This window comes from Tenacibaculum sp. Cn5-46, assembly GCF_022347705.1.
Taxonomy (GTDB): Bacteria; Bacteroidota; Bacteroidia; order Flavobacteriales; family Flavobacteriaceae; genus Polaribacter; species Polaribacter aiptasiae.
Genome location: NZ_JAKRGD010000002.1, coordinates 497,287 through 522,905 on the forward strand (window position 1 = coordinate 497,287; position 25,619 = coordinate 522,905).

Sequence of the window (25,619 nt, forward strand, 5' to 3'; positions counted from 1 at the left end):
TTCAATGTTTAGTTGAATCCAACTAATTATGAGTTTACCTCTTCTTTAATCCAATCGTATCCTTTTTCTTCAAGCTTTAAAGCTAAAGAAGCGTCACCTGTTTTTACAATTTTACCATCATGTAAAACGTGTACATAATCAGGAACTATATAATCTAATAAACGTTGGTAGTGTGTAATAACTACAACTGCGTTGTTTTCAGATTTTAATTTGTTTACACCATTAGCAACAATACGTAATGCATCAATATCTAAACCAGAATCTGTTTCATCTAAGATTGCTAATTTAGGCTCTAACATAGCCATTTGGAAAATTTCATTACGTTTTTTCTCTCCTCCAGAAAAACCTTCATTTAAAGAACGAGATAAGAATTTTCTATCAATTTCTAGTAATTCAGATTTTTCACGAATCTTTTTTAGCATGTCTTTCGCAGGCATTTCTTCTAAACCTTGCGCTTTACGAGATTCGTTAATAGCTGTTTTAATAAAGTTAGTTACAGTAACACCAGGAATTTCTACTGGATATTGGAATGATAAAAATACTCCTGCATGTGCTCTTTCTTCAGGAGCTAATTCGCTAATATCTTCACCTTCTAACTCGATGTTTCCAGAAGTAACTTCATAATTTTCATTACCTGCAATTACAGATGATAAAGTACTTTTTCCTGCACCATTTGGTCCCATGATTGCATGTACCTCTCCAGCTTTAACTTCTAAATTAATTCCTTTTAGAATGTCTTTGTCTTCTACCTGTGCGTGTAAGTTTTCTATTTTTAACATTGTTCTTATGTTATGTTAGCTATTGCTACGTGTTTTTTATTTTGTTTTGGATAAAGTTGTGTTAAATAACAACTTAACTTAGCGGTTAAAATCAATTAAATTTTAACCTACACTTCCTTCTAAACTAATTTCTAATAATTTTTGTGCTTCAACAGCAAATTCCATTGGTAACTTGTTTAGTACTTCTTTACTAAATCCGTTTACAATTAATGCTATTGCTTTTTCGGTATCAATTCCACGTTGGTTACAATAAAATAATTGATCTTCACCAATTTTACTTGTAGTTGCCTCGTGTTCTATTTGTGCCGATTTATTTTTCGCTTCTATGTAAGGAAATGTATGTGCTCCGCACTCATTACCCATTAATAAAGAATCACATTGAGAGAAGTTACGTGCGTTTTCAGCTCTTGAATTAATTTGTACTAATCCACGGTAGCTGTTTTGCGATTTCCCTGCAGATATACCTTTTGAAATAATGGTTGACTTAGTGTTTTTTCCTAAGTGAATCATTTTCGTTCCAGTATCTGCTTGTTGGTGATTATTAGTTACTGCAATTGAGTAAAATTCACCTACAGAATTATTTCCTTTTAATACACAACTTGGGTACTTCCATGTTACTGCAGATCCAGTTTCTACTTGTGTCCAAGAAATTTTAGCATTGGTTTCGCATAAACCTCTTTTTGTTACAAAGTTGAAAACTCCTCCTTTACCTTCAGCATCTCCTGGGAACCAGTTTTGTACTGTAGAGTATTTAATTTCAGCATCATCCATTGCGATTAATTCAACAACAGCTGCGTGTAATTGATTTTCATCACGTTGAGGTGCAGTACATCCTTCTAAGTAAGAAACATAACTTCCTTTGTCAGCAACTACTAAAGTTCTTTCAAATTGTCCTGTACCACCTTCGTTAATTCTAAAATAAGTTGATAATTCCATTGGACAACGAACTCCTTTTGGAATATAACAGAATGATCCATCAGAAAAAACTGCTGAATTTAATGCTGCATAAAAGTTATCTGTTGTTGGAACTACAGAACCTATATATTTTTTAACTAATTCAGGATGCTCTTGAATTGCTTCTGAGATTGGCATAAAAATAATTCCTTTCTCAGCTAATGTTTCTTTAAAAGTTGTTGCAACAGAAACAGAGTCCATTACAATATCAACAGCAACGTTAGCTAAACGTTTTTGTTCATCTAAAGAAATCCCTAATTTTTCAAAAGTTGCCAACATTTCCGGATCAACTTCATCTAAAGAATTTAATTTAGGTTTTTGTTTTGGTGCTGAATAATAAGCGATTTCTTGAAAGTTTGGTTTTTCATATTTTACATTAGCCCATTCTGGCTCTTCCATTTGTTGCCAAACTCTAAAGGCTTCTAAACGCCATTCAGTCATCCATTCTGGTTCGTTTTTCTTTTTTGAAATAGCACGAACCACATCTTCGTTTAACCCTTTAGCAAAGGTTTCACTTTCTATATCTGTATAAAAACCATATTCATATTCTTTGGTTTTTAACTCTTCTCTTAAATCGTCTTCGGTATACTTGCTCATGATTGAGTTGTAATGTTATAAAGAAAAACTTTCACCGCAACCACATGTACGGTTTGCATTTGGATTGTTAAAAACAAATCCTTTTCCATTTAATCCTCCAGAATACTCTAAAGTAGTTCCGACTAGGTATAAAAAACTTTTTTTGTCAACAACAATTCTTACATCGTTTTCTTCAAAAATTTTATCATTTTCTTGGGTGTTTTTATCAAAGGTTAAATCGTACGATAACCCTGAACAACCACCACTTTTTACCCCAACACGAACAAAATCGGTTGTAGCGTTAAATCCGTCGTCTGTCATTAGTTCAATGACTTTCTTTTTAGCTGTGTCTGAAACTTTTATCATTGTATAAGTGGATTAACTCTAAATAGTTTGCAAATATACAATTTAAGTCTCACTTATTTGCACAACCTTTCATTGTGTTTTTAAATAGAGTTATTAATTTTCTCGATTATTCTTGAAAATCGGGATTATTGACAAAGTTATTGTCTGTAAGAGTAAGTAAAAAAGCTTTTAAATCAGCTTTGTCTTTATTGGAAATATTTACACCACCTTGATTCACTTTTTTCATTAAAGGATCAATTGTAGGAGAAGCTTTTAGTCCTGTTGAATAGTGCTCAATTACTTCTTCTATTGTAGCAAATCTACCATCATGCATATAAGGAGCAGTAAATTTTAAGTTTCTAATAGAAGGAGTTCTAAATTTCCCATTGTCATTTGGATCTCCAGTAACTTTACCAAGACCTAAATCTGTAAAAGTAGCATCCAAGCCATTATTATGAAATTTATTATCGGTCCATAAAGGGTTGTTATTGCTTCCATGACAATGAAAACAATCTCCACGAGTTTCATCCATAAACACCTCAAAGCCATTTTTCTCTTCGGGTGTTAATTGTGCTTTACCTAATAAAAATTGGTCGAATTTAGAGTCTCCAGAAATTAAAGTTCTTTCAAATTGAGCAAGAGCTTTGGTTATTAAAGTGGAGTCTATTTTAACATTTCCGAAAGCTTGTTTAAAAAGTGTAGGGTACTCTGCATGGTTTTGAATCCTTTGCGCTACATCAGTCCATTTACTATGCATTTCTATAGGATTACGAACAGGTTCTAAGGCTTGTCTTTCCAAGCTTAATTCTTTTCCATCCCAAGCAAAACGTTCATCAAAATTCCATGCTAAATTAAAAAGAGGCATGGAATTACGGGTTCCTAAATTCCCATCAACACCATCACTAAATCTAGTTTCATCGGTAAAAGCTCTCTTTGGGTCATGACATGTTGCACATGATTGTGTGTTATCTTTGGATAAAATTTTATCAAAAAATAGTTTTTTACCTAGTGCAATGCCTTCTTCTGTTAATGGATTATTTGAAGGTATAACAGGAGGAATTATTTTTTGTTGGAAGAGCTCAGGTATTTTTAAAGTAGTTGGTACTGGAGTATATACGTCTTCTCCTTTTGATGAACAATTCATTAAAAGAAGAAGAAATACGATATATATACTTTTTTTTACCATTAATAACTTATTGTGAAATGTTACCTAGGCTAAAGACACCAATTTTTCCATTAGCAGCCATTAATTTTTGGGCGTCAAAATTAGGCATTAACATAGTGTTTAGTGTATTTAAATCCCATTCATTAGGGTTTTTAAACCATTCAGCAACATTCATTCTAATCTCTATAGTAGCATTATTTGTAATTAAAATTGTACCTAATTCTACAGTGAAAAAAGTATCTTCAAACTTTAAGTTAGTAGGGTCAGTGTTATCTACAGCTTTAATAGCATGATAATTAAAGTTTGATTGTGCGCCACTTTTATTAATGTATTTCCCGTCCATTTGCATGAAGTGATAACCACCTCCTAGCATTGTTGGAACTCCCCAAGAAGCTGTGTTCAAGTCTTGATAAATACCATCTTTATTATCGTCATTATTAAAACCAAATGTAATGGCTAATTTATAAGATCCCTCAGACATTTTTTGAGGTAAAGTATGAGTTAATTCATCACTTTTACTAACATCAACTAGTTTATAACCATCAAAAACTGTTTCGTTTTGATTTCCATCCGTTAAAGTTATTCTCGAAATTAAATACCTTAATCTGTCTATAGTTAATTTAGTCCCTGCTTTATTGGTAAATTCAAAGCTACTTAAATCTGATTTTTCAATAGCAGTTCCATCCCAATTTTGCGTAAAGTTTAGCTTAAGGGTAACTTCTTTTATAGGTTCATCACTATCTGAACTACAAGATAAAAGTAGTAAGCTTAAAAAGAGGGTTAAATATTTTTTCATTTTTTATTTTAATTTTATGATTAATAGGTCTGAAAAACCTTTGTTTGTTTGTATATCTTGGTTGTTACTACTACTTTCGCCTACTGCGATAATATTTCCGTTAGATAGTTCTACAGCATCGTAACAAAAATCTATTTCAGAACCTCCAATTGTTTTTTGCCATTGTTGATTTCCGTTAGAATCTATTTTAAGAATCCAGGCATCATTTTGTCCTTTGTTTACAATTCCATTATCGGAGCTTCTTGAGCTTCCAGAGATAATAAAACCATTATCTGATGTTTTGTGAACAGAACGACCAACGTCAAAACTAGAGCCTCCATAATTTTTTTGCCAAATTATATTTCCTTTAGGATCTATTTTAGTAGCCCAAACATCAGCACCTCCATTATTTTGAGTTACATCTTTATTATTACTTCGAGTATCTCCAATGATAATGAAATTACCATCATTTGTTGTAGCAATATCTCTTGCTTCATCAATTTGATCACCTCCTAGAGACTTTTCCCAAATGAGTTTACCAGTTTTATCAATTTTAACAATCCAAAAGTCGTATGAACCTTTGTTGTTTTTGATATCGACATCTATACTATCTGATGATCCAACCATTATATAACCATCTGTGGTTTCTACTACACCATAACAAGTATCTGTATTTTGACCACCAAAGTATTTTCGCCATTCAATATTACCAGATGAGTTTAGTTTTATGCCCCAATAATCGCCTCCAGCATGTTTTGCTGCAAATTTAGAATTTCCTTGACCTCCTGAAGCTGTTACATCTAAAATACTTCCAACAAAATAACCACCATCACTTGTTTGAATTAAGCTAAAGCCTTGATCTGTTCCAGAAAATCCAGTTGTAGTTTTCCAAATAATAGTTCCAGTAGCGTCTAATTTTAATATCCAAACATCTTCAAAACCTTCATTGTTAGTTAAATCTCCATCATTACTTTTACTATAACCTATAATTGCGAATCCCTTATCGTTTGTTTCAATAATTTGGTAAGCTCTGTCATCCTTAGAGCCGCCATAGGTTTTTTGCCATTGTAATTTATCGTCCTTATCAAATTTTAAAATCCAGTAATCGTACTGGATACTAGTTTGTGTTGTAGATACATCTCCGTCAATACTTTGGGTATAGCCTAAAACAGCATAACCGTTATCTGAAGTTTGTATAACACTTCTTCCACTTTCATTTCTAGTTCCTCCATAAGTTTTTATGAAGTCTACCTGTAATGCTTTTATAGGGTTAGATAAGCTAATACCATCATCATTGCTACAGCCTACAATTGCAAGAGTAATAAAAAAAAATATTGAAAGTCTTTTTAGCATTTATTGTTTTTTGATGATGAATAAACCTCTATTAATATCACTTACCAAAATTTTTCCACTTTTAAAATAAGGGTATACATTCCATACACCATTAAAACTAGCTCCATCATTATCAGGATAAGTATCAAAATAAGCTGTCTCTGTTATGGTCTTACTATTAATATTTGAAATATCTATAAAACGAACACCAGAAGTGTAGTTTGCTAAATAGAATGTATTGTTTTTTACATAGCCATTATGATCTATAGCATTGGTAGGACCTGTGTATATGAAATCTAATTTCGGATTATCTAAATCGGTAAAGTCAAAAACAATAGTTCTTGTTTTATTTCCAAAGTTTTGCTCATCTAATTCATCTCCTAAAATAAAGTGTTTTTTATTTTCTGTGAACCAACCTTGATGTGTGTATCCTACATTAGGGTAAGAGATTTTTGATATGCTTTTTGGATTTGCTTTGTCACTAATGTCTACAATTACTACTTCATTTTCATTACTTCCTATTAAAATTTCTTTTCCGGTATAATCGGTATCTGGGCCATTATAAGTAACAACTTGTGCATCATGACTGTAGTTGTCCATTCCCCATCCACCTTCGCTTTTTGGGTTTTTAGGATCTTGTATGTTTATGAATAAGGGACCTCCTTTATAAGTCCCTGTTTTACTTGTTCCAACAGGATAAGCATAACCAGAGTCTTCATTAATAACCATGTTGTGTGCACTACCAAATTCTGTAAAATGTGTATCTGCTGTAAAAGTTGCTGGTGCATTGGTAACGTTTCGTAATCGAGTTAAATCAAAAACTTGCATTCCATGACTCGGAGCTTCACTTACAATAAAAGCATGGTCTTTATACACTTTCACATCTCGCCAAGAACTGTTAGAAGTTGCCGTTGGTAATTTTCCTAAATAAACAGGGTTATCAGTGTCAGAAATATCTACAAATGCAGTTCCATTGTTTACACATATAATTGCATACTCTTTATTGGTTGTAGTATCTGTCCAACCCCATGAATCATTACCTTCTGCAGCATCAAATGTGCTTAAAGGCATATTTAAAAGTAAATCATATCCATTACAAGGAAAAATACCTGCTTTACCACCTTTACACTCTACTTTATTAGTAGGATCAGGTTGTGGTTGTGATGGAGGTGTGTCACCTGAAGAGCAAGAAATTAAAAAAGAGAATGAGATAAGGCTGAGTAAAGTTCTGTATTTTATCATAATCGGGAGCTTTTAAAACACTAAATTAAAGAATTAACTAATTATAAAACATTTATAAACTGTTAAACCCTATGAATATTTTAAATTAGGTTGCTAATTTATAATGTTTTTTTTAGCTACTAGTTGTTATCTTTGCAGTATGTTAGAAGATAAAAATCAAGAGAGAACTTCATTATCTAAGCTAGGAGAGTTTGGATTAATTAACCATTTAACAGAGCATTTTAAGTTATATAATTCTTCAACTCAGAAAGGAATTGGAGATGATGCAGCAGTTATAAGTCAAGCGGGGAAAGAAACGTTAATAACGACTGATTTACTTATTGAAGGCGTACATTTCGATTTGAGTTATATGCCTTTAAAGCATTTGGGATACAAAGCTGTAATGGTTAACTTATCTGATGTGTATGCAATGAATGGAGTGGCTGAGCAAATAACTGTGTCAATAGCTATTTCTAATAGATTTCCATTAGAAGCTGTAGAAGAATTATATGCAGGTATAAAGTTAGCATGCGATACTTATAAAGTAGATTTGATTGGAGGAGATACAACATCATCAACTAAAGGAATGCTAATTTCTGTTACAGCAATAGGATCAGCAAAAAAAGAAGATGTAGTCTATAGAAATGGAGCTAAAGAAACTGATTTAATAGTTGTCTCTGGTGATTTAGGAGGAGCATATCTTGGTTTACAGGTTTTAGAAAGAGAAAAGCAAGTGTTTCAGGTAAATCCTCAAAATCAACCTGATTTAGATAATTATACTTATTTAATAGAACGTCAATTAAAGCCAGAAGCTCGTAAAGATGTACCTGAGTTGTTAAAAGAGCTTGAGGTAAAACCAACAGCTATGATTGATATTTCTGATGGACTTTCTTCTGAGATTATGCATATATGTAAACAAAGTAAATTAGGATGTAAGATTTATGAAGATAAATTACCATTAGATCCTCAGGTAATATCTACTTCAGAAGAATTTAACATGGATAGTACTATGATTGCTTTAAGTGGAGGAGAAGATTATGAATTGTTATTTACAGTTCCAATATCAGAATTTGATAAAATAAAAGGTAATCCTAATTTTTCTGTTATAGGACATATGACAGAGGCAAATCAAGGAATGAAGTTAGTTACAAGGGCAAATCAAGAAATGGAATTGAAAGCCCAAGGATGGAATTCTTTTGATGAATAAAAAAGTTAAATCAAAATATAAAAAGTCATACTTAGTTGTATGGCTTTTTTTTTGAAAAATATTTTTTGAGAAATTCGTTTTTGGTTGAATTGAAAAAGCATAAAAAAAATGGCGTAAAAATTGTATATTGGTCAAGCAAAAAATTAATAATTAACAAAAAATCAAAAAGAATGGGAATTTTTTCATTTATTAAAAATGCTGGTGCCAAAGTATTTGGTATTGGAAAAACAACAGAAGAAGAAGCTTCTGAAAAAGCTGCAAAATTAGTAGATGCTGTAAATACTTTAGAGTTGTCTGTTGAAAATTTATCAATTACTGTTGATGAAGACAAAGCAACTGTATCTGGTGAAGCATCAGATTTAGCAACTAAGGAAAAAGTGGTCTTAGTAGTTGGGAATACTAATGGAATTGCATCTGTAGAAGATAATATGACTGTGGCAGAAGTTGAAGAGGTAGAAGAAGCAGCAATGGCGCAATTTCATACAGTAGTAAGCGGAGATTCGTTAAGTAAAATTGCAAAAGAATTTTATGGTAATGCAATGAAGTATCCAGTTATTTTTGAAGCAAACAAACCAATGTTAACGCACCCTGATAAAATTTATCCAGGGCAAGTATTAAGAATACCACCTTTAGTGGACTAATCAAGAGTTAATCAACCAAAGAAAGAAGTACTGTGTTAGCAGTACTTTTTTTATTTTTATGATTAACCATTTTAAGTAATTGATTTTTATATTGGTGTTTAGGATATAAAATTTAAAACCTGAGAAAGATAATATTTAAAAGCCTTTTTGGTTGCTAAACAAGTGGTTGTAAAAAATAAATAAATGTATATTTGCGGTTTATTAAATTAGAGATATGATACAGTCTATGACGGGTTATGGAAAATCCGTACTACATTTACCATCTAAGAAAGTAACCATTGAGATTAAATCTCTAAATAGTAAGAATTTAGATTTAAATACTAGAATTCCATCTTATTATAAGGAAAAAGAATTATCTGTTCGAAAAAAATTAGCGAGCAATTTAGTAAGAGGTAAAGTAGATTTCTCTATTTATGTAGAAATGACTGCAGATGAAACTTCAACAACTGTAAATAATGCTGTTGTAAGAGAATATATACAACAATTAAGAAATGTAACTCAAGCAGGTTCTTCTGATGATATTGAACTTTTAAAGATGGCAGTAAGAATGCCAGATGCTTTAAAAACAGAGAGAGAAGAGTTAGATGAAGAAGAGTGGAATCAGATAGATATTCATATTGATGAAGCGTTAAAAGAAATTATTCAATATCGTAAAGATGAAGCTAAATCTTTAGAAGAAGATTTTAAAGTAAGAATAGCTAATATTCAGTTAGCTTTAGAAGAAATTAAAAAGCTAGATGGAGATAGAATAGAACACGTTAAAGAGCGTTTACAAAAAGCATTAACAGAATTAAAAGTTGAAATTGATGAAAATCGATTTGAACAAGAATTAATTTATTATTTAGAAAAATTAGATATAAACGAAGAGAAAGTTCGTTTAGCAAATCATTTAGAGTATTTCTTGGAACAATTAGCAACACCAGATTCTAATGGTAAAAAATTAGGATTTATTATTCAAGAAATAGGAAGAGAGATAAATACTACAGGGTCTAAAGCAAATTTTGCTCCAATGCAAAAATTGGTAATTCAAATGAAAGACGAGTTAGAAAAAATTAAAGAACAAATATTAAACGTTTTATAGAAATGACTAAAGAATTTAAAGGGAAATTATTTGTGTTTTCAGCGCCATCAGGATCAGGAAAAACAACAATTGTACGTCATTTATTAAAGCAAGAAAGATTTGGATTAGAATTCTCTATTTCAGCAACGTCAAGAGATCCAAGAAGTAATGAAGTTGATGGAGAAGATTATTATTTTATTTCAGCAAAAGACTTTAAGCAAAAAATAAAGAACGAAGAGTTTTTAGAATGGGAAGAGGTTTATATGAACAACTTCTATGGTACTTTAAAAACTGAGATAGAACGTATTTGGGCTTTAGGGAAGCATGTGATTTTCGATATTGATGTAAGAGGAGGTTTACGTATTAAAGAAAAATTTCCAGAAGAAACATTAGCTGTATTTGTAAAGCCACCAGATATTAATGAGTTATTAAGACGTTTAAAAAGTAGAGGTGAAGAAAGCGAAGAAAAAATAGCTTCAAGAATAGCCAAGGCTCCTATAGAGTTGGCAACAGCACCAATGTTTGATAAAATTATTAAAAACTACGATTTAAAAGTAGCCTTGCAAGAAGCCGAAGATTTAGTTGATGAATTTTTAGGTATAGATAAAGCTAGTCAAAAGGAGTAGGTTTTAGGTATGAAAAATATCGGATTATATTTTGGGACATTCAATCCTATTCATATTGGTCATTTGATTATAGCAAATCATATGGTTGAAAACTCTGATTTGGACGAAATTTGGATGGTGGTTACTCCGCACAATCCATTTAAAAAGAAAAGCTCTTTGTTAGATAATCATCATAGGTTAGAGATGGTGTATTTAGCAACCAAAGAGTATGATAAAATAAAACCGTCTGATATAGAGTTTAATTTGCCACAACCTAATTATACTATAAATACTTTAGCGCACATAACAGAGAAATATCCAGATTATAATTTTAACCTAATTATGGGAGAGGATAATTTAAAAAGCTTTCATAAATGGAAAAATTATGAAGCAATTTTAGATGATTATAATATTTATGTGTACCCAAGAATATCAGAAGGTATCGTTGAAAATGAATTTTTAGAAAACTCAAAAATTCATAGAGTTGACGCGCCTATTGTACAAATATCATCAACAATGATTCGAAATGGAATCAAAGCTAAAAAGAACATGAAACCACTTCTTTCTACTGAAGTTTGGACTTATGTTGATGAGATGAATTTTTATAAAAAATAATTTTTTTTTAAAACTTTTTAAAAATACTTAGGTCAAAGAACTGATTAACTTTTAAAATTAGTAATTATGACTTTAAGTAATGTACAAAGAAAATTAAGCGGACTTTTTATTGCTGGATTATTGTTATTTGCATCTTGTGAATCTAATGATGGTATAGATATAGAAGCAGATGGAGTAACAACAGAAGAAGCTTTAAATGTAGTTTTAGCAGATGATATTTCTACAGAGATTGATGAGGTAATTGAAGATGATGGAATAGAAAGTGGATTTGAAAGTAAAAGTGCAACACCTTCTTCTAATCACCCAAGTTGTGTTGTAAGAACTTCAGAAGAAACAGCAACAGGAAAAATTGTAACCTTAGATTTTGGAGATGGATGTGAAGGTAAGAGAGGAAGAGAGTTTGCTGGTAAAATAATTATAGAGTATGTTAAAACTGATAGTAGCTTTTCAAAGTCAGTGACTTTTGAAAACTTTTCAGTAGAAGGAAATAGTGTTGAAGGAGGAAAATCTATAGTAAAGGTAAAAGAAAATTCAAATGGAAATCCAGAAGCAACTTTTACTATTGATATTAAAATTACTTTAGAGTCAGGAGTTGAAATTATCAAAAAAGGCACAAAGGTAAAAGAGAAAATAGAAGGAGCAGATACTGATGATAGAGGTGATGATGTGTATTCAATATCAGGGAGCTGGGAATCTATAAATAAAAATGGTGTTGTAAAAACAGCAACAATTACTACCAATTTAAGAAGAGAATGGGCTTGCAAGTATATTGTGAGTGGAGTTATTGAACTTTCTAGAGATGGAGAAACTGCTACATTAGATTTTGGAGATGGTTCTTGCGATAATTTAGCAACACTAACAGATACAAATGGAGATACTAAAGAGATTACTTTGAAATTGAATAAGAAAAAGAAGTAAGTTTTTATTAATTAAGGGAAGAACCAGCTCACAGAGCTGGTTTTTTTATGCCATTCATTTTTAGTAATTTAAAAAAAAATAAGAAAATTCTAAACTTTTTAAAACTTTAGAGGTCTAACTAAGAAACAAGACTATTAAAAACCAATGAACGAAGCTGATTTTATAAATCAATTAACTAGCAAGAAATATAAAGATCGAGCGTTTTCTAAATTATTAGATTTATATCAAGAGCGTTTGTATTGGCATATTCGAAAATTAGTAGGAACTCACGAAAACGCTGATGATGTGTTGCAAAATACATTTGTAAGAGTGTATAAAAGTTTAGCGAATTTTAAGCAGCAAAGTTCACTTCATACTTGGATGTATAAAATAGCATATAACGAGTCTATGCGTTTTATAGAGAAAGAAAAGAAGAAAACTTTTTCTTCGCTTCAAGATGTGAGTGATAAGTTTTTAGGAGATTTAAAAGATGATATCTTTTTTGATGGAGATGAAGCACAATTAAAATTGCAAACGGTATTAAGTCAATTGCCCGAAAATCAAAAAAAGGTATTTTATATGAAATATTACGATAATTTAAAGTTTAGAGAAATTTCAAATATTTTAAATATCAAAGAAGGAACAGTAAAAACACATTATTATGGAGCTGTAAAGTATATAGAAAGCAACATAACTAAAATGTCGTATATAGAAAAAATTAAAGCATAGTTTGTTATGAGCACACAAAATGATAACTTTAACATTCGAAATACTTTTGATATGAATACACAAAGAAAACATAAATCCGATTTAGGTTTAGATATACCGTCGGACTATTTTTCAAAATCTAAACAGTCTATTTTAGAACAAACGGTTTTAGAGAAAAAAGGAAAAGTAGTTTCTTTGTATAAAAAAATATCTATTTGGTCAGCTGTGGCGGTTGTGACATTGTTATTTACTTTAGCTGTGTATAATCCTATCGGAACAAGTAGTGATGAAGAAAGTGATATTTTAATAGCGTCATTAGTAACAGAAGAAGCAGATGTTGATAAGCTACTAGAAGATTATGTAAATGACGAATTACTAACAGATGAAATTTTTTCTGAGTAAGATTAAAACTTTTTAAGAAATAAAAGGTCTAAAGAATAGTATTAATAAGAATAAAGATGAAACCGATACAAATCATATTAGCAATTATATTTTCGCTTTTATTAGGTGTTTCAAATGTGGTAGGTCAGAACTCAATAGAAAAGTTAAATCTTTCTAAAGAGCAAAAACAATTATTAAAAACCCAAAAAGAACTAATAAAAAAAAATAGAGAAGCATTTAAAGCTACGCTTACTCCTAGTCAAAAGGCTATATTAAAAAATCAGGCTTTAACTAAGCAAGAAAGGCAACAAGCTTTAAAGAGATCATTAACATCATCTCAAAAAAAATTAGTAGCACAAAATACTAAGAGTGTAAAACAAGTAAAAGCTAAGTTTAGAAACACACTTACTAAATCGCAAAAAGCGCAGCTAAAAACACGGTTTAAAAATAAAGATTCTAAAAAACGAGTTAAAAAAAATATTAGAAACAGAATGCAGAATAGAAGGAGAAGATAGAAATTTTTGTAGTGTATTTGATTATAGTGGTTGATCTTATCAACCACTTTTTTGTATTTTTAGAGCATATATGAAAAAAACATTTTTACTTTTTTCTTTATTTTTAAGTATCATCAGTACTTATAGTCAAAACTCTTCTGAAGAATCAGAAGATGTTCAGCTTTTAGAAGAAGATGAAATAATAGATAGTATTTTAGAGGAGGAAAGTGAAGAAGAATTTTTAAAATCGGTAACAGAGCTTCAATTTCTTCATTTATCGGTAGAGTATAATAACAAAACGTATTTTTCAGGAAGAGATATTGGAACAGATCAGTTTAATATAAGTCCACAAATAACCTATATTCATTCAAATGGTTTATTTATTGGTTTAGCAGGAGTTTATTATGACAAGTTTACACCAGAGTGGGATTATACATCAGCTACTATAGGTTATGGTAAAGGTTTCGGAAAAAATAAACAATATCGATGGTCAGTTTCATACGATAGATATTTTTATTCAGATACCTCAGAAAACAACCCTTTTAAAAATGCATTATCATTAGGAGTAGAAATAGATAATAAAAAGAAAACCTTTGGAACGGAAGTGTCGACAACTTATTTGTTTGGAAGCGATAATTCATTTCAAATAGTTTCTTCTACATATGGGGTTCTTAATTTAATAAAAAAGAAACGTCATAATTTAAAATTGCAACCGCAGCTTAACGTAGTATTAGCTCAACAAACAATTCAATTGTCACAAACTTTTACTATTAGAGGTATGCAGTTTACTAGGTTTGTTCAAAATAATGATTTTGGATTAATCAATACACAGCTACAAATACCTTTACAATATAGTACAGGTAATGTTGATTTTGAGTTAGGTTATACGTTTAACTTTCCCACAGCCTTAGAAGGAGAAACGAGTTTAAATACAACAAGTTTTTTTAATTTCTCTATCTCGTATTTGTTTGATTTATAAGACTTCTATTTTTAACATATTGTGTAATTGAGTGAAAAAATAGTTACACAATTTTTTCGTTGTATATTTGAATTTCAAACTAGTATTAAAAGTGACAAAAATTCAAAAAAAGCGAAAGCTTAAACAAAAACTAATTGATAAATATCGATTGGTAATTTTAAATGAAGATACATTTCAAGAAAAATTTTCATTAAAATTATCACGTCTTAATGTATTTGTTTTTGGGGGAGTATTTTCAATAGTTTTAATTGTATTAACTTCTATATTAATAGCCTTTACAGGTTTAAGAGAATACATACCAGGATATTCATCAACAAGCTTAAAAAAAGAAGCTGCAAGGGCAACTTATAAGTCAGATTCTTTACAAAAAAAACTAGCTATATTAGAACGTTACACTAAAGCTTTAAAACCTGTTTTTACTGGGGAAATAGAACCAGAAAAGGTAGATTCAATTAAAGATGTAGCTCAAAACATTGTAGTTGATGAAAGTAAATTAGGACCTACAGAACAAGATTTACAATTTAGAGACAAAGTTGAAGGAAAAGATCGATTTCCTCTTTCAGAAGGTGCAGAAGGTAGAGCAAAAATTGTATTCTTCTCTCCCTTAACAGGGAATGTGTCTCAAAAATTTAATAGAGACGATAAACATTATGCAATAGATATTGTAGCACAAACAGGAACACCGGTAAAAGCAATTGCAGATGGGACAGTTATTTTATCGGAGTGGACTGCAGAAACAGGTTATGTAATAACAATTCAACATCCTAATGAATTCATATCGGTTTATAAGCATAACGGAGCATTGTTAAAGCAGCAAGGAGATATTGTAAAATCAGGAGAAGTAATAGCTAGTGTAGGTTCAACAGGAGAGTTAACTACAGGTCCGCATTTACATTTCGAGTTATGGAGCAATGGATTTCCGGTAGATCCAACAAATTATATAGATTTTCAGTAAATGAGTATTAAATCAAGAATAGCAATTCCATTTGCAAAACAGATTCGAAAAAGAGTGTATAAGTGGGCTAATAAACCTCATGAAACACAAGAAAAAGTTTTTAAATATCTAGTAACTGAAGGTTGTAAAACTGCTTTTGGACAGGACCATGATTTTATTTCTATCAATAATTATGAAGATTTTAAAAAACGTGTACCTGTAAACGATTATGAAGGCTTAAGAAGCTATGTTGATAGAATGGTGGAAGGAGAAGAGAATGTGTTATGGAAAGGAAAACCATTGTATTATGCAAAAACATCTGGAACAACATCTGGAGCTAAATATATTCCTATAACAAAAGAATCAATGCCTACGCATATTAAAGCAGCACGAAATGCCTTGTTGTTTTATATTGCTGAAACAAATGATGCAAGTTTTGTAGATGGGAAAATGATTTTTTTACAAGGAAGTCCTGTTCTAGAAGATATGAATGGGGTAAAGTTAGGGCGTTTAAGCGGAATAGCTGCGCATTATGTGCCTAACTATTTATTAAAAAACCGTTTGCCAAGTTGGGAAACCAATTGTATAGAAGATTGGGATACTAAAGTAAATAAAATAGTAGAAGAGACTTTACCGGAAAACATGACGGTAATAAGTGGTATACCTTCTTGGGTACAAATGTATTTTGAGAAATTGATAGATAAAACAGGAAAAACAATTTCTGAAATCTTTCCAAATTTTAACTTTTTTATCTACGGAGGTGTAAATTTTGAACCTTACAAGAATAAGTTTGAAACATTAATAGGAAAAAAGATTGATTATGTAGAATTGTATCCTGCTTCAGAAGGATTCATAGCTTATCAAGATACTCAAACAGAAAAAGGAATGTTATTGCAGTTAAACTCAGGTATTTTTTATGAGTTTATACCTGCAACAGAATTTTTTGATGAAAATCCAACTAGAATTTCTTTAAAAGATGTACAGTTAGGAGTAAATTATGTAATTATTTTAAATACTACAGCAGGACTTTGGGGATATAATATTGGAGATACTGTAGAGTTTACTTCATTAAAGCCTTATAGGATAAAAGTAACTGGGCGTATTAAGCATTTTATTTCTGCTTTTGGAGAACACGTTATAGGTAAGGAAGTGGAAAAAGCCTTAAACGATGCCATAGTAGGAACAGATGTAAATGTTAGCGAATTTACAGTAGCACCTCAAGTAAATCCAGAAAGTGGATTGCCATATCATGAATGGTTTATTGAGTTTGAAAATGAACCTGATAATTTAGAAGAACTAGCTTCCAAAATAGATGCATCAATGCAGTCCCAAAATGTATATTATTTTGATTTAATTGAAGGAAAAGTGCTACGACCTTTAATAATTAGAAAAGTAAAAAAAGGTGGATTCCACGAGTACATGAAGTCTATAGGAAAATTTGGAGGTCAAAATAAAATTCCACAATTATCAGATAATAGAAAGATTGCTGACGTATTACAGGGCTTTTTAAAAGAATAAAAAAATGAAGGTAGTATCTACAAACATAGGAGAACGAAAAGAAATTGATTGGAAAGGTAAGTCGATAACGACTGGTATTTTTAAATTTACAATAGATGAACCTATTTTTTTAGATATAGAAGATGTTAGAGGAGATGCGGTTTGCGATAGAGTGCATCATGGAGGAATAGAGCAGGCAGTTTATGCTTATTCAGAAAAACACTATGCTTATTGGAAAGAATTTTACCCAGATTTAGATTGGCGATATGGAATGTTTGGAGAAAATCTAACTATTGATGATTTGGATGAATCTAAAATTCATGTAGGAGATACTTATAAAGTAGGTGAAGTGATTATAGAAGTGACAAAACCACGTCAACCTTGCATGAAACTTGGAGTACGGTTTAATAATATGAAAATCGTAAAACAGTTTTGGAAACAGGATTTTCCAGGGATTTACTTTAAAATATTAGAAACTGGTAAGGTAAAATCGGGAGATGAATTTGAACAAATAAAATCATGTCCCGAAAATCCTACTATTGCTGAGGTGTATCAACAAAAAAGAGTTACAAAAGGAATGTAACTTTTCTAGATTTATATAATGATTATTGGTTTAAAAACTCTTCTAGAGCTTCTTTGTTTTTAACATAAGATAATTTTCCAACTGCTTTATGATATTTACCTTTATCAGAAGTATATTTATATGCCATTTTTGCAAACTCTAGTTTAGAGCCATCTAAATTAAAAATCCCCATTAATTCAATTACTTGTAGTGTAGTGATACATTTATTTTTTTTTAAGAAACTTTGAGCTGTTTCAACAGCTTTATTTCCAATATCCATTTGTTTTTTTATAGTGTTTTTTAAAGTAGTAAATTTACTATAACTTAGTTCGCAAGGCTTTTGAGTTTTAACAACAGAATCGTTTTTTTTGTTTTCTTTTTTAGAGGTTTCTTTATAGTTAGTATTTACAATTTTAATAGTATTTAGTTCTATTTTTTTTAGCTCTAAAATTTTAATTGCATCTGTACAATCAACATTTAATTTAGCTTCTTTAGGAGTAACATTTATTGAAAAAGTATAAGATTTTCCAGGGAAAATAACATCTCCTTTTTTTATAATTTTAGCATTTCCTCCATTTACTTTAATTTTTGTTAAATCAAGCTTACCAATTGTTGTTTGTTTTCCGTTATATGTGCATTTAATTTGTATATAATGTCTATCTGTGTAAACGTTATATTCAATAATTTTGAAAGTAAAACCCCCAAAAACTTTTTCAATTTTTTCTTCTACTTTTATTAAACCTCCTTTAATAGTTTTATTAGAGCTTTTAGCATATTTTATTCCATTTATTTTTAGGTCAAAGAAATCAGCATTAGCTCTTAATGGCGATTTTACTCTAAATTGATTATATATGGTTTTGGTTTTTCCAGGAAGAATTTTATAATCTCCTTTGCTGGCACGAACCTCTCCAGAGTTTTCAAAAACACTAGTGTTTTTACGGTTAAGAAAAAGAATTCCATTACCTAAGTTTTTTATATCATAATTTATAAAATAACTTGACTTAGTAGATTTTACTTTCTTAAAGGTAAGATTTACTAAGTCTGTAGTAATAGCTTTGGGTGTTTTGTATTTTATATTTTGTGTATATCCTGAATTGGATATTATAATTGTAATGAGAATAAATAATATTTTTTTCATAATTAATATTTTAATTTATAAAAATAAGTCTTAACAAGCCGCGAAAATACTAATTCATTTTTTAGAATTTAAAAGTTGCTTTCTAGATAAATCATATTAAAATAGTTTGGCAGTAATTATTCAAAGCAACTAAGGATGGGATAACAAAATGAAAATCGTAAAACAGTTTTGGAAACAGGATTTTCCAGGAATTTACTTTAAAATATTAGAAACTGGTAAGGTAAAATCGGGAGATGAATTTGAACAAATAAAATCATGTCCCGAAAATCCAACTATTGCTGAGGTGTATCAACAAAAAAGAGTTACAAAAGGAATCTAATTAGGTTTTATTTGTCAGACCAAATGGCAAGTTCGTTTCCAGAAGGATCTATAAAATGAAATCTTTTTCCTCCAGGAAAAGAAAATATTTCTTTAGAAATGATTCCGTCTAATTCGATAATGTGTTGTTTGATTTCTTCTAGGTTTTCATTGTATAAAACTACTAAAGCTCCATTGTTTATTTTTTGATCAGTTTTTTCAAAACCACCTTCTAATCCACTACTAGAAAAAGCAGTATAGCTTGGGCCGTAATCAGTAAAAGTCCAATTAAAAGCTTGTGAATAAAATTGTTTGATTTTTTCAATGTTTTTAGCTTTAAATTCAATGTAATTTATATGATTGTTGTTCATTGTTTAATTTTTAGAATTGAAAACTAATTTGTCTTTTTAAAAAAAGCAAAAACAACTTAAGTTAAAATTAGTTTTTAAAAGTAATTTTCTTCTTTTTTAAATATTCTTTTTCGAATTTATTGGTAACCTTTTCAATAGCTAAGTCAATGTTTTTGATAGCTTCTTCTTTGTTATTTATTGCAAAAAAGTAATCTGCTTTAGCACCGTAAAATAAATAAGAACGTTGTTCTAGAATGTCAGGTTGTAATTGCTCAAAATAATAGTTAGCTTTTATGTAGTTTTTGTTTTGTAAACAAACAACAGCCATAGTGAGTAAATGAGAAGGATTGGGTTGTAGTTTGTGTAAGCATTGATACCATTGTAGTATTTTATCCCAATTAGTTTGTTTAAAGCTTGGAGCTTTGATATGTTCAGCAGCTATAGCAGCTTCGTAATGATAAGAAGAGAATATATTGCCCTCTACGGCTTTGTTCATCATAGCGTTGCCTAATTGAATTAAGGGAAAAGACCATTTGTTTCTATCTTGTTCTCTTAAATCTAATAATTCATTTTCTGTGTTTATTTTAGCATCTAAACGAGCAGCATGAAAACACATCAAACCAAATAAGGCATAACTTGCAGAAATATTAGTGTGTTTATTTTTCAATAAGCTTTTGCATAAACGCATAGCTTCTCCACATAACTCTTTTTGTATTAAAATTTCTTTTTTATTTGAATGAAAACCTTCGTTAAAGATTAGATATAGAACCTCTAAAACACTTTCTATACGATGAGGAAGCTCATTGCCTTGAGGGATTTTAAATTCAAGTTTTGTTTTTTTTATTGTCTTTCTAGCTCTTAATAAACGCTTTTTAATTGTTTCTTCTTTAGTGAGTAAAGCAGAAGCTATTTCTTTTATACTAAAACCGGAAATTGTTTTTAAAGCAAAGGTAATTCTGTCTTTTGGAGCTAAGTTTGGGTGACAGGCAGTAAAAATCATTCGTAACTGAGCATCTTCAATTTCAGTGTCTAAGAATAATTCGTTAATACTTATAACTTCAATCCCACTTTTAATTTCAGGCAGGTGTTTTTGTTCAGTTTTAAGTTTTCTGAAAATATCAAGTACTCTATTTTTAGCAGCTTGAGTTAACCAAGCTTCAGGATTTTCAGGTTGTTTATTTTGCCAACTACTACTTGCTTTTAAAAAAGTATCTTGAATAGCATCTTCAATGATTTCTAAATTAGAAAGCCCAAAAATTCGAGTTAAAACAGAAATCATCTTTCCGCTATGATGGCGGAAAAGATGATCTATTTGAGTGTCTTTCATTATTTGTCAAATACCATAATTTCACGAATTTCTACAGTATTCCCTAAGTCATAATCAGGAAAATCTTGTGCAATTTCTTGCACTTCGTTAAAATCTTTAGCTTCAACTAAAAAATATCCACCAACAACTTCTTTTACATCTGCTGAGGTTAAGTCAGTAATTGTTCTGTTTTTCCCAACAACACGTCTTATTTGTGGAGTCAAAGCTTCACCTCCACGTAAAATTCCAGCTTGTTCCATTTTGTTACTCCAAGCAAACCATTTTTCCATTCTTGCTTGTACATCTTCTTCTGAAAGTCCTAAATCGATATATTCTTTACCGATAAAAATCATCATAAAATTTTTCATAAATTAAAGTTTTAAATTATTTACTATTAAGACGTATACCAGAAATGTAAAGAGGACACTTCTTTAATTTTTTTTATAACTTAGAGTTACTAATTTAATTGAAAATTATTAAAACAATTGATTTATTGTGGTTTAGCGTAAAAATCGTTTAGTGAGTTAGTATATAAACAATAATCTATTGTCAAGTCCCAAAAGTTAACTTTTGTAAGATTTGGTGCGCCAATTGGAGCAAGCATTATACTTGTTTTATCTTTAATTTTATGTGCTTCAATATTAGAACCTATTCTAGTTCTGTGATCTAAACTAGTATCTAAATAATACAGATAGTCGTATACAAATTCAGCATATTGTCTTTTAGAAACCTTTTTTAAACTTTTTAGTTTTAAGTCTTTGTAGTTATTTGTTAGAGCATCTTGAAATTCAACGGCATTTAAAGGGGTATTGTTAAGGGAAGGCATAATATTAAATTGCCCATCTAGAAAGACCCATTTGTTTAAACTGTTAACATATACTTCAGTAGCAACATGACCAGGAGATGATTTTCTTGTTTCAGCATCTTTTGTTTTTAAATAAATGGTTCTAGATTTAAATCCAGCATTTTCTAATTGTGCTTTTAGAACTATAGCATAAGCAAAACAAGGAAAATTCCCACCAGCTTTTGCTTCATCTAAAATTGTAATAGGATCAGATTTACTTGGAGAATTATTTCCATTATGTTTCCATCTAGAATTAGTCCAGTCTAATATTTGTAGTAATTTTTCAGTATCAGTAATATCTTTTTTAAATTCCTGAACAGGATATTTAGCCGCTAATTCAGACAAGTATGAGTTTCCTTTATTTTCTTCGTATAAGATGTTAAAGGTTGTGTTCTGAGGTGTTGTGGCGTACTTTATTTTATCTCTGGGGAAATCAATTCCAGTAATAATAGTATGTGCATAAGTAGAATCTTTAAGATTTACATAAAAATCGTAAGATTTACCAACTGATACATCAAAGGATATGCTATCAATATCTGTTTTAAAAATAAACTTTTCTGGGTTTGAGTAACATAAGACTTTTAATGTGTCGTGTTTTACTTGTGGTGCTATGGACCACCATCCTTCATACCAATTTTCTGCAATTTTATATTTTGTACCTGTAGAATTTGCGTTAATTACAGGATGCCCGTTATGTTGTTTTTCTTTTTGACAAGAAACAATGATAAAGCAGATAGAAAGAAGTAATAAAAGATTTTTTTTCATAGTGAATAGAGTTTTTAGTTAGCTATTTTTATTATTTGTAAATATATAAATAAGACATCCTTTTTTATACAAAGGTTGTCTTTTGTGTAAAAAAAAATACTTCTTTCAAGAAAAATATCTTTAAAAGAAGTATTGAGTGAATGTTTTGTTTTTGTAAGGTGAGTTATATTTTACGTAAAAATATATCACCACTCACAGTTTTTAACTGTAACGAAGCTTTTCCGTTTTTTACAGTTCCGTATATCTTTTGGTTTCCGTATGATCTCTTTCTGTTTTTATCAAAATCGATATCTAGGTTAGAGTAAACAGTACCTGTTAAAGTTTGTGCTTTAAATTTAGCATCTGAAATAGCAATGTCTATATCACCACTCACAGTTTTTAAATTCATAGACTTAGAATGTTTTTTTATAGTAATGTTTCCGCTAACCAAGTCTAAAGTCAATTTGCCATTATAAGCTAGAGCATTAACGTCTCCAGAAATACTCTTTATTTTTAATTGTATATTCTTAGGAACATAAATAACATAATTTATTTTCATGTCACTATGGTAAGAGCAGTGTTTACAATTCTTACAATCTCCTGCATTATATACAACTGTATGCTTTTTTTGTTTGTTGAATAAATCACCATAGTTTGATTTTATGGTATAGGTAGTCCCTATTTTATCTTCTTTTAAGCTAAAAAAATCATTGTCCTTGTTGTCGTTTATATTTACTGTAGCTTGTACTGAAATTTCATTTTTAGACCAGTTTTTGATTTTTATATCTTTAGCAAATTTTGCATGAATATATACTTCGTTAATTCCTGATGTATTTTTAGTTTTAGTTACTTTTTTTTGTGCTGCTAGGTTACCAAAAGTCAATAGTAATCCTATGAATAAGAGTAATCTTTTCATTATTATAGTTTTATGTTGTTGTGTGTTAGGTTATTTTTTGCGTAAGTAAATGTTTCCCATAGACGACTTCAGCTTAATCTTTACGCCTCCATTATTAATAGTACTTACGATACTTTTAGCTCCACTTACATTTTTCATTCCTTTTTTAGTTGGAATTTCAATATCGAAATTAGTATAAACAGTTCCGTTGGTTCTTAATTCAAGATTTGCTTTTGTGTTAGAGGGGATAGCAACATCTATTTCACTAGTAGAGGAGCTCACTGTAATAGGTGATGATTGACTAACTTTAGAAAATTCAATATTTATTGGCCCAACAGTAGAGTGTGCGGTTATAGGTCCTGTAACATCCATCATAGTAATTCTCCCTACATTGGTATTAGCTTCAACTTCAGAAGTAAAACCTTCTATATCTAAACTTCCTAAGTTACCTGTGTCAACAGAAATGTCTATGCTTTTAGGAAGTTCCAAATGAATACCACTACGTTGAAAGTGAGATTTTAAATCTCTAACATAAAGTATATCACCTTCTTTCTCTATAGAAAAACCATAACCATTTGTATTGTCTTTACCTCCAGGGTAAATTGCTGTTAAACCTTTTCTTTTATCTTTTTTAGTTTTAATAAAGCTATTGCTGTTATAAGGAAACCTATTATCATGATCATCATCATGATCGCAATTGTTACAATCGTTATGAGAATGTTTGTAGTTTTTGAGTACTAAAGAATTGGAACTGCCTACAGTAACTTTTGTTGTAGTATTTGTTTCTATTCGTACTTTTTTAATTCCTGATAAAGAATGTTTAAATTCTTTGTTTTGAGCAGTTACAACACCGCTAATTAATAATAATATTAAAATGATTTTTTTCATGATTCTTGTATGTTTTTACAGTAAATTAGGTATGTTATACTGAATTTCTTGTTTTACGTAATTTGGTGTTTCTTCTTTTTCTAATAATTCTTTCATAGGTTCGAGCGCTCTTTTTTCTTGTATATTTCCTAAGATTTGAATTAATTCAATTTGCATTGATGGTACTTTTTCTGTTTCTAGCGATTTGATTAATGCAGCTTTTACTTTTTCTAGTGATGAGAATTTAGAAAGCACTTCTGCTGCAGCCAAACGTACATTTACGTTCTCATCATTGAATAGTTTATTTATAAGGGCATCAATTATTTTTATGTCGTTTGTTGTGAATTTTTCAGCATTACTTACTGCTAAAATTCGTTTACTTGCTGATTGGTTTTCTAATAAAGCCAATACCTGATTTTCTTTTTCTATTTTTTGTTTCTCAGCAAAGGTTAAGTTACTAGAGCTAATTGAAGATTGATATTTACCTATCAAAAAAGCACTAACAACTATAAGGATACTAGCAGCAACACGGATATACGATTTCCAATTTGTTTTTGGTTGCATTAGTATAACTTTAGTTTGCTCTTTTTCTTTGTTTAAAAACGTTTCAAAATTTAATTTTAAGTTGTTTGAAGGTGTTTCTTCTATATCATTATCAATTACATCTAAAAAAAGCTTCATTTCTTTCACTTCTTTTTGACAAGCAATACAACTTTCAATATGTTTTTCGACTATTAAAGATTCTTCTTTGGTAAGATCCTTCTCAATATAATCTATTAGTTTATTTTCTATATCGTTACACTTCATTACCTACTGTTTGAAAATAAATATTCTTTAGTTTTTTTAATGCCCTATGCACTTTCACCTTTACGGCATTTTCTGAACTTCCTATTATTTCAGCAATTTGCTCGTATTTTATTCCTTGGTAGCGATGCATTACAATTAATTCTCTATCTGAATTATTTAGTTGTAATAAGGCTACTTTTAAATGTTCTATTTCTTCTTTATTATTTGTTGATGATTCAATTAACTCTGAGTTAAGTTTATCGTCTTCAATAATATTAGTTCTCTCTTTTTTCTGTTTTTGATAATATGTTGAAAAAATGTTTCTAGCTATCGTGTATATCCAAGAAGCAAAATTTCCATTTTTATAAGATGTTCTATATTTTAAAACTTTGATAAAAACATCTTGAGTTAAATCTTCACTAACCATTTTATTCTGAATCATCTTATTAAAGAAGTTATAGATACGCACATGGTATCTGTCGAATAAAATCGACATAGTATCTAAATCTCCTTTAGCTACTGCTAGCATTAAATCTTCATCAGTTAGATGTTTCAATGTGTTGGTTTTGATTAGTTTCTATATTAAAAACCATCAATTTACAGAAAGGTTACATGTGATATTAAATTTTTTATAAAAAAAAGCCTCGTAAATTTACGAGGCCTTG

General features: G+C 30.0%; 30 protein-coding genes. 14 read left to right on the forward strand and 16 right to left on the reverse strand.

What is annotated here, in order from left to right; all coding sequences use genetic code 11:
* Nucleotides 1-26: 26 nt before the first annotated feature.
* The 7 genes from sufC to MHN29_RS06235 all read right to left on the reverse strand — a co-directional run bounded on the left by sufC (nucleotide 27) and on the right by MHN29_RS06235 (nucleotide 7,168).
* Complete coding sequence (sufC, locus tag MHN29_RS06205) at nucleotides 27-779, reverse strand: Fe-S cluster assembly ATPase SufC (RefSeq protein ID WP_150898401.1); 753 nt, start codon at nucleotides 777-779, stop codon at nucleotides 27-29.
* 102 nt (nucleotides 780-881) lie between these two features.
* Nucleotides 882-2,330, reverse strand: a complete 1,449-nt coding sequence (gene sufB, locus MHN29_RS06210) for a Fe-S cluster assembly protein SufB (RefSeq protein ID WP_150898402.1) — start codon at nucleotides 2,328-2,330, stop codon at nucleotides 882-884.
* Between the two features lie 15 nt (nucleotides 2,331-2,345).
* Nucleotides 2,346-2,675, reverse strand: a complete 330-nt coding sequence (locus MHN29_RS06215; protein WP_150898403.1) for an iron-sulfur cluster assembly accessory protein — start codon at nucleotides 2,673-2,675, stop codon at nucleotides 2,346-2,348.
* A gap of 106 nt (nucleotides 2,676-2,781) precedes the next feature.
* On the reverse strand, nucleotides 2,782-3,798 hold the full coding sequence (locus tag MHN29_RS06220; RefSeq protein WP_235274235.1) for a cytochrome-c peroxidase: 1,017 nt from the start codon (nucleotides 3,796-3,798) through the stop codon (nucleotides 2,782-2,784).
* Between the two features lie 49 nt (nucleotides 3,799-3,847).
* Nucleotides 3,848-4,615 (reverse strand): MbnP family protein, encoded by a 768-nt coding sequence (locus MHN29_RS06225; RefSeq protein ID WP_235274234.1) that lies wholly within the window; start codon nucleotides 4,613-4,615, stop codon nucleotides 3,848-3,850.
* A 3-nt stretch (nucleotides 4,616-4,618) separates the two neighbouring features.
* Nucleotides 4,619-5,947 carry a hypothetical protein gene (locus tag MHN29_RS06230; RefSeq protein WP_235274233.1) on the reverse strand — a complete coding sequence of 443 codons (1,329 nt, stop codon included), beginning with the start codon at nucleotides 5,945-5,947 and terminating at the stop codon, nucleotides 4,619-4,621.
* The gene (locus tag MHN29_RS06235) at nucleotides 5,948-7,168 is read right to left on the reverse strand and encodes a choice-of-anchor B family protein (protein WP_235274232.1); all 1,221 of its coding nucleotides are present in this window, start codon (nucleotides 7,166-7,168) and stop codon (nucleotides 5,948-5,950) included. It lies immediately after the preceding gene.
* Between the two features lie 139 nt (nucleotides 7,169-7,307).
* Between MHN29_RS06235 and thiL the strand changes: the two genes are divergently transcribed.
* From thiL to MHN29_RS06300, 13 genes are all read left to right on the forward strand, one after another.
* On the forward strand, nucleotides 7,308-8,354 hold the full coding sequence (gene thiL / locus MHN29_RS06240) for a thiamine-phosphate kinase (RefSeq protein WP_235274231.1): 1,047 nt from the start codon (nucleotides 7,308-7,310) through the stop codon (nucleotides 8,352-8,354).
* Between the two features lie 170 nt (nucleotides 8,355-8,524).
* Entirely contained in the window at nucleotides 8,525-8,995 is a 471-nt protein-coding gene (gene lysM, locus MHN29_RS06245) for a peptidoglycan-binding protein LysM (protein ID WP_235274230.1), read from the forward strand.
* Between the two features lie 214 nt (nucleotides 8,996-9,209).
* The gene (locus tag MHN29_RS06250; protein ID WP_235274229.1) at nucleotides 9,210-10,076 is read left to right on the forward strand and encodes a YicC/YloC family endoribonuclease; all 867 of its coding nucleotides are present in this window, start codon (nucleotides 9,210-9,212) and stop codon (nucleotides 10,074-10,076) included.
* A 2-nt stretch (nucleotides 10,077-10,078) separates the two neighbouring features.
* Nucleotides 10,079-10,681, forward strand: coding sequence for a guanylate kinase (gene gmk, locus MHN29_RS06255; RefSeq protein ID WP_235274228.1), 603 nt, complete (start codon nucleotides 10,079-10,081; stop codon nucleotides 10,679-10,681).
* 9 nt (nucleotides 10,682-10,690) lie between these two features.
* Nucleotides 10,691-11,275, forward strand: a complete 585-nt coding sequence (nadD, locus tag MHN29_RS06260; RefSeq protein ID WP_235274227.1) for a nicotinate (nicotinamide) nucleotide adenylyltransferase — start codon at nucleotides 10,691-10,693, stop codon at nucleotides 11,273-11,275.
* 66 nt (nucleotides 11,276-11,341) lie between these two features.
* A complete protein-coding gene (locus MHN29_RS06265) occupies nucleotides 11,342-12,193 on the forward strand; it encodes a hypothetical protein (RefSeq protein ID WP_235274226.1) in 852 nt (283 codons plus the stop codon).
* Nucleotides 12,194-12,337: 144 nt separating this feature from the next.
* The gene (locus tag MHN29_RS06270; protein WP_150898412.1) at nucleotides 12,338-12,901 is read left to right on the forward strand and encodes an RNA polymerase sigma factor; all 564 of its coding nucleotides are present in this window, start codon (nucleotides 12,338-12,340) and stop codon (nucleotides 12,899-12,901) included.
* 6 nt (nucleotides 12,902-12,907) lie between these two features.
* Nucleotides 12,908-13,282: a hypothetical protein gene (locus tag MHN29_RS06275; RefSeq protein WP_235274225.1), complete on the forward strand. Its 375-nt coding sequence runs from the start codon at nucleotides 12,908-12,910 to the stop codon at nucleotides 13,280-13,282.
* 56 nt (nucleotides 13,283-13,338) lie between these two features.
* Nucleotides 13,339-13,776 (forward strand): Spy/CpxP family protein refolding chaperone, encoded by a 438-nt coding sequence (locus MHN29_RS06280; protein WP_235274224.1) that lies wholly within the window; start codon nucleotides 13,339-13,341, stop codon nucleotides 13,774-13,776.
* Between the two features lie 70 nt (nucleotides 13,777-13,846).
* On the forward strand, nucleotides 13,847-14,734 hold the full coding sequence (locus MHN29_RS06285) for a hypothetical protein (protein WP_235274223.1): 888 nt from the start codon (nucleotides 13,847-13,849) through the stop codon (nucleotides 14,732-14,734).
* 91 nt (nucleotides 14,735-14,825) lie between these two features.
* Complete coding sequence (locus MHN29_RS06290) at nucleotides 14,826-15,689, forward strand: M23 family metallopeptidase (RefSeq protein WP_235274222.1); 864 nt, start codon at nucleotides 14,826-14,828, stop codon at nucleotides 15,687-15,689.
* Entirely contained in the window at nucleotides 15,690-17,186 is a 1,497-nt protein-coding gene (locus MHN29_RS06295; protein WP_235274221.1) for a GH3 auxin-responsive promoter family protein, read from the forward strand. It abuts the gene before it with no gap.
* A gap of 4 nt (nucleotides 17,187-17,190) precedes the next feature.
* Nucleotides 17,191-17,748 carry an MOSC domain-containing protein gene (locus MHN29_RS06300; protein ID WP_235274220.1) on the forward strand — a complete coding sequence of 186 codons (558 nt, stop codon included), beginning with the start codon at nucleotides 17,191-17,193 and terminating at the stop codon, nucleotides 17,746-17,748.
* A 22-nt stretch (nucleotides 17,749-17,770) separates the two neighbouring features.
* Here the strand turns inward: MHN29_RS06300 and MHN29_RS06305 are convergent, their stop codons facing one another.
* Nucleotides 17,771-18,865 carry a DUF4476 domain-containing protein gene (locus MHN29_RS06305; RefSeq protein ID WP_235274219.1) on the reverse strand — a complete coding sequence of 365 codons (1,095 nt, stop codon included), beginning with the start codon at nucleotides 18,863-18,865 and terminating at the stop codon, nucleotides 17,771-17,773.
* Nucleotides 18,866-19,013: 148 nt separating this feature from the next.
* Between MHN29_RS06305 and MHN29_RS06310 the strand changes: the two genes are divergently transcribed.
* Nucleotides 19,014-19,184 carry a hypothetical protein gene (locus tag MHN29_RS06310; RefSeq protein ID WP_235274218.1) on the forward strand — a complete coding sequence of 57 codons (171 nt, stop codon included), beginning with the start codon at nucleotides 19,014-19,016 and terminating at the stop codon, nucleotides 19,182-19,184.
* A gap of 7 nt (nucleotides 19,185-19,191) precedes the next feature.
* Here MHN29_RS06310 and MHN29_RS06315 read toward each other — a convergent pair whose 3' ends face one another.
* The 8 genes from MHN29_RS06315 to MHN29_RS06350 form a co-directional block, all read right to left on the reverse strand.
* Nucleotides 19,192-19,533: a VOC family protein gene (locus MHN29_RS06315; RefSeq protein ID WP_235274217.1), complete on the reverse strand. Its 342-nt coding sequence runs from the start codon at nucleotides 19,531-19,533 to the stop codon at nucleotides 19,192-19,194.
* Nucleotides 19,534-19,600: 67 nt separating this feature from the next.
* Nucleotides 19,601-20,839: an RNA polymerase sigma factor gene (locus MHN29_RS06320; RefSeq protein ID WP_235274216.1), complete on the reverse strand. Its 1,239-nt coding sequence runs from the start codon at nucleotides 20,837-20,839 to the stop codon at nucleotides 19,601-19,603.
* Entirely contained in the window at nucleotides 20,839-21,186 is a 348-nt protein-coding gene (locus MHN29_RS06325; RefSeq protein ID WP_235274215.1) for a YciI family protein, read from the reverse strand. Before MHN29_RS06325 ends, MHN29_RS06320 begins: the two co-directional genes overlap by 1 nt.
* A gap of 122 nt (nucleotides 21,187-21,308) precedes the next feature.
* Entirely contained in the window at nucleotides 21,309-22,427 is a 1,119-nt protein-coding gene (locus tag MHN29_RS06330) for a transglutaminase domain-containing protein (protein ID WP_235274214.1), read from the reverse strand.
* A gap of 163 nt (nucleotides 22,428-22,590) precedes the next feature.
* Nucleotides 22,591-23,322: a DUF4097 family beta strand repeat-containing protein gene (locus MHN29_RS06335; protein ID WP_235274213.1), complete on the reverse strand. Its 732-nt coding sequence runs from the start codon at nucleotides 23,320-23,322 to the stop codon at nucleotides 22,591-22,593.
* Nucleotides 23,323-23,352: 30 nt separating this feature from the next.
* On the reverse strand, nucleotides 23,353-24,189 hold the full coding sequence (locus MHN29_RS06340; protein WP_235274212.1) for a hypothetical protein: 837 nt from the start codon (nucleotides 24,187-24,189) through the stop codon (nucleotides 23,353-23,355).
* A gap of 15 nt (nucleotides 24,190-24,204) precedes the next feature.
* Nucleotides 24,205-24,975 carry a HEAT repeat domain-containing protein gene (locus tag MHN29_RS06345; RefSeq protein WP_235274211.1) on the reverse strand — a complete coding sequence of 257 codons (771 nt, stop codon included), beginning with the start codon at nucleotides 24,973-24,975 and terminating at the stop codon, nucleotides 24,205-24,207.
* Nucleotides 24,965-25,510 (reverse strand): RNA polymerase sigma factor, encoded by a 546-nt coding sequence (locus MHN29_RS06350; RefSeq protein ID WP_150898426.1) that lies wholly within the window; start codon nucleotides 25,508-25,510, stop codon nucleotides 24,965-24,967. The genes MHN29_RS06345 and MHN29_RS06350 overlap by 11 nt, the downstream gene beginning before the upstream one ends.
* Nucleotides 25,511-25,619: the final 109 nt, after the last annotated feature.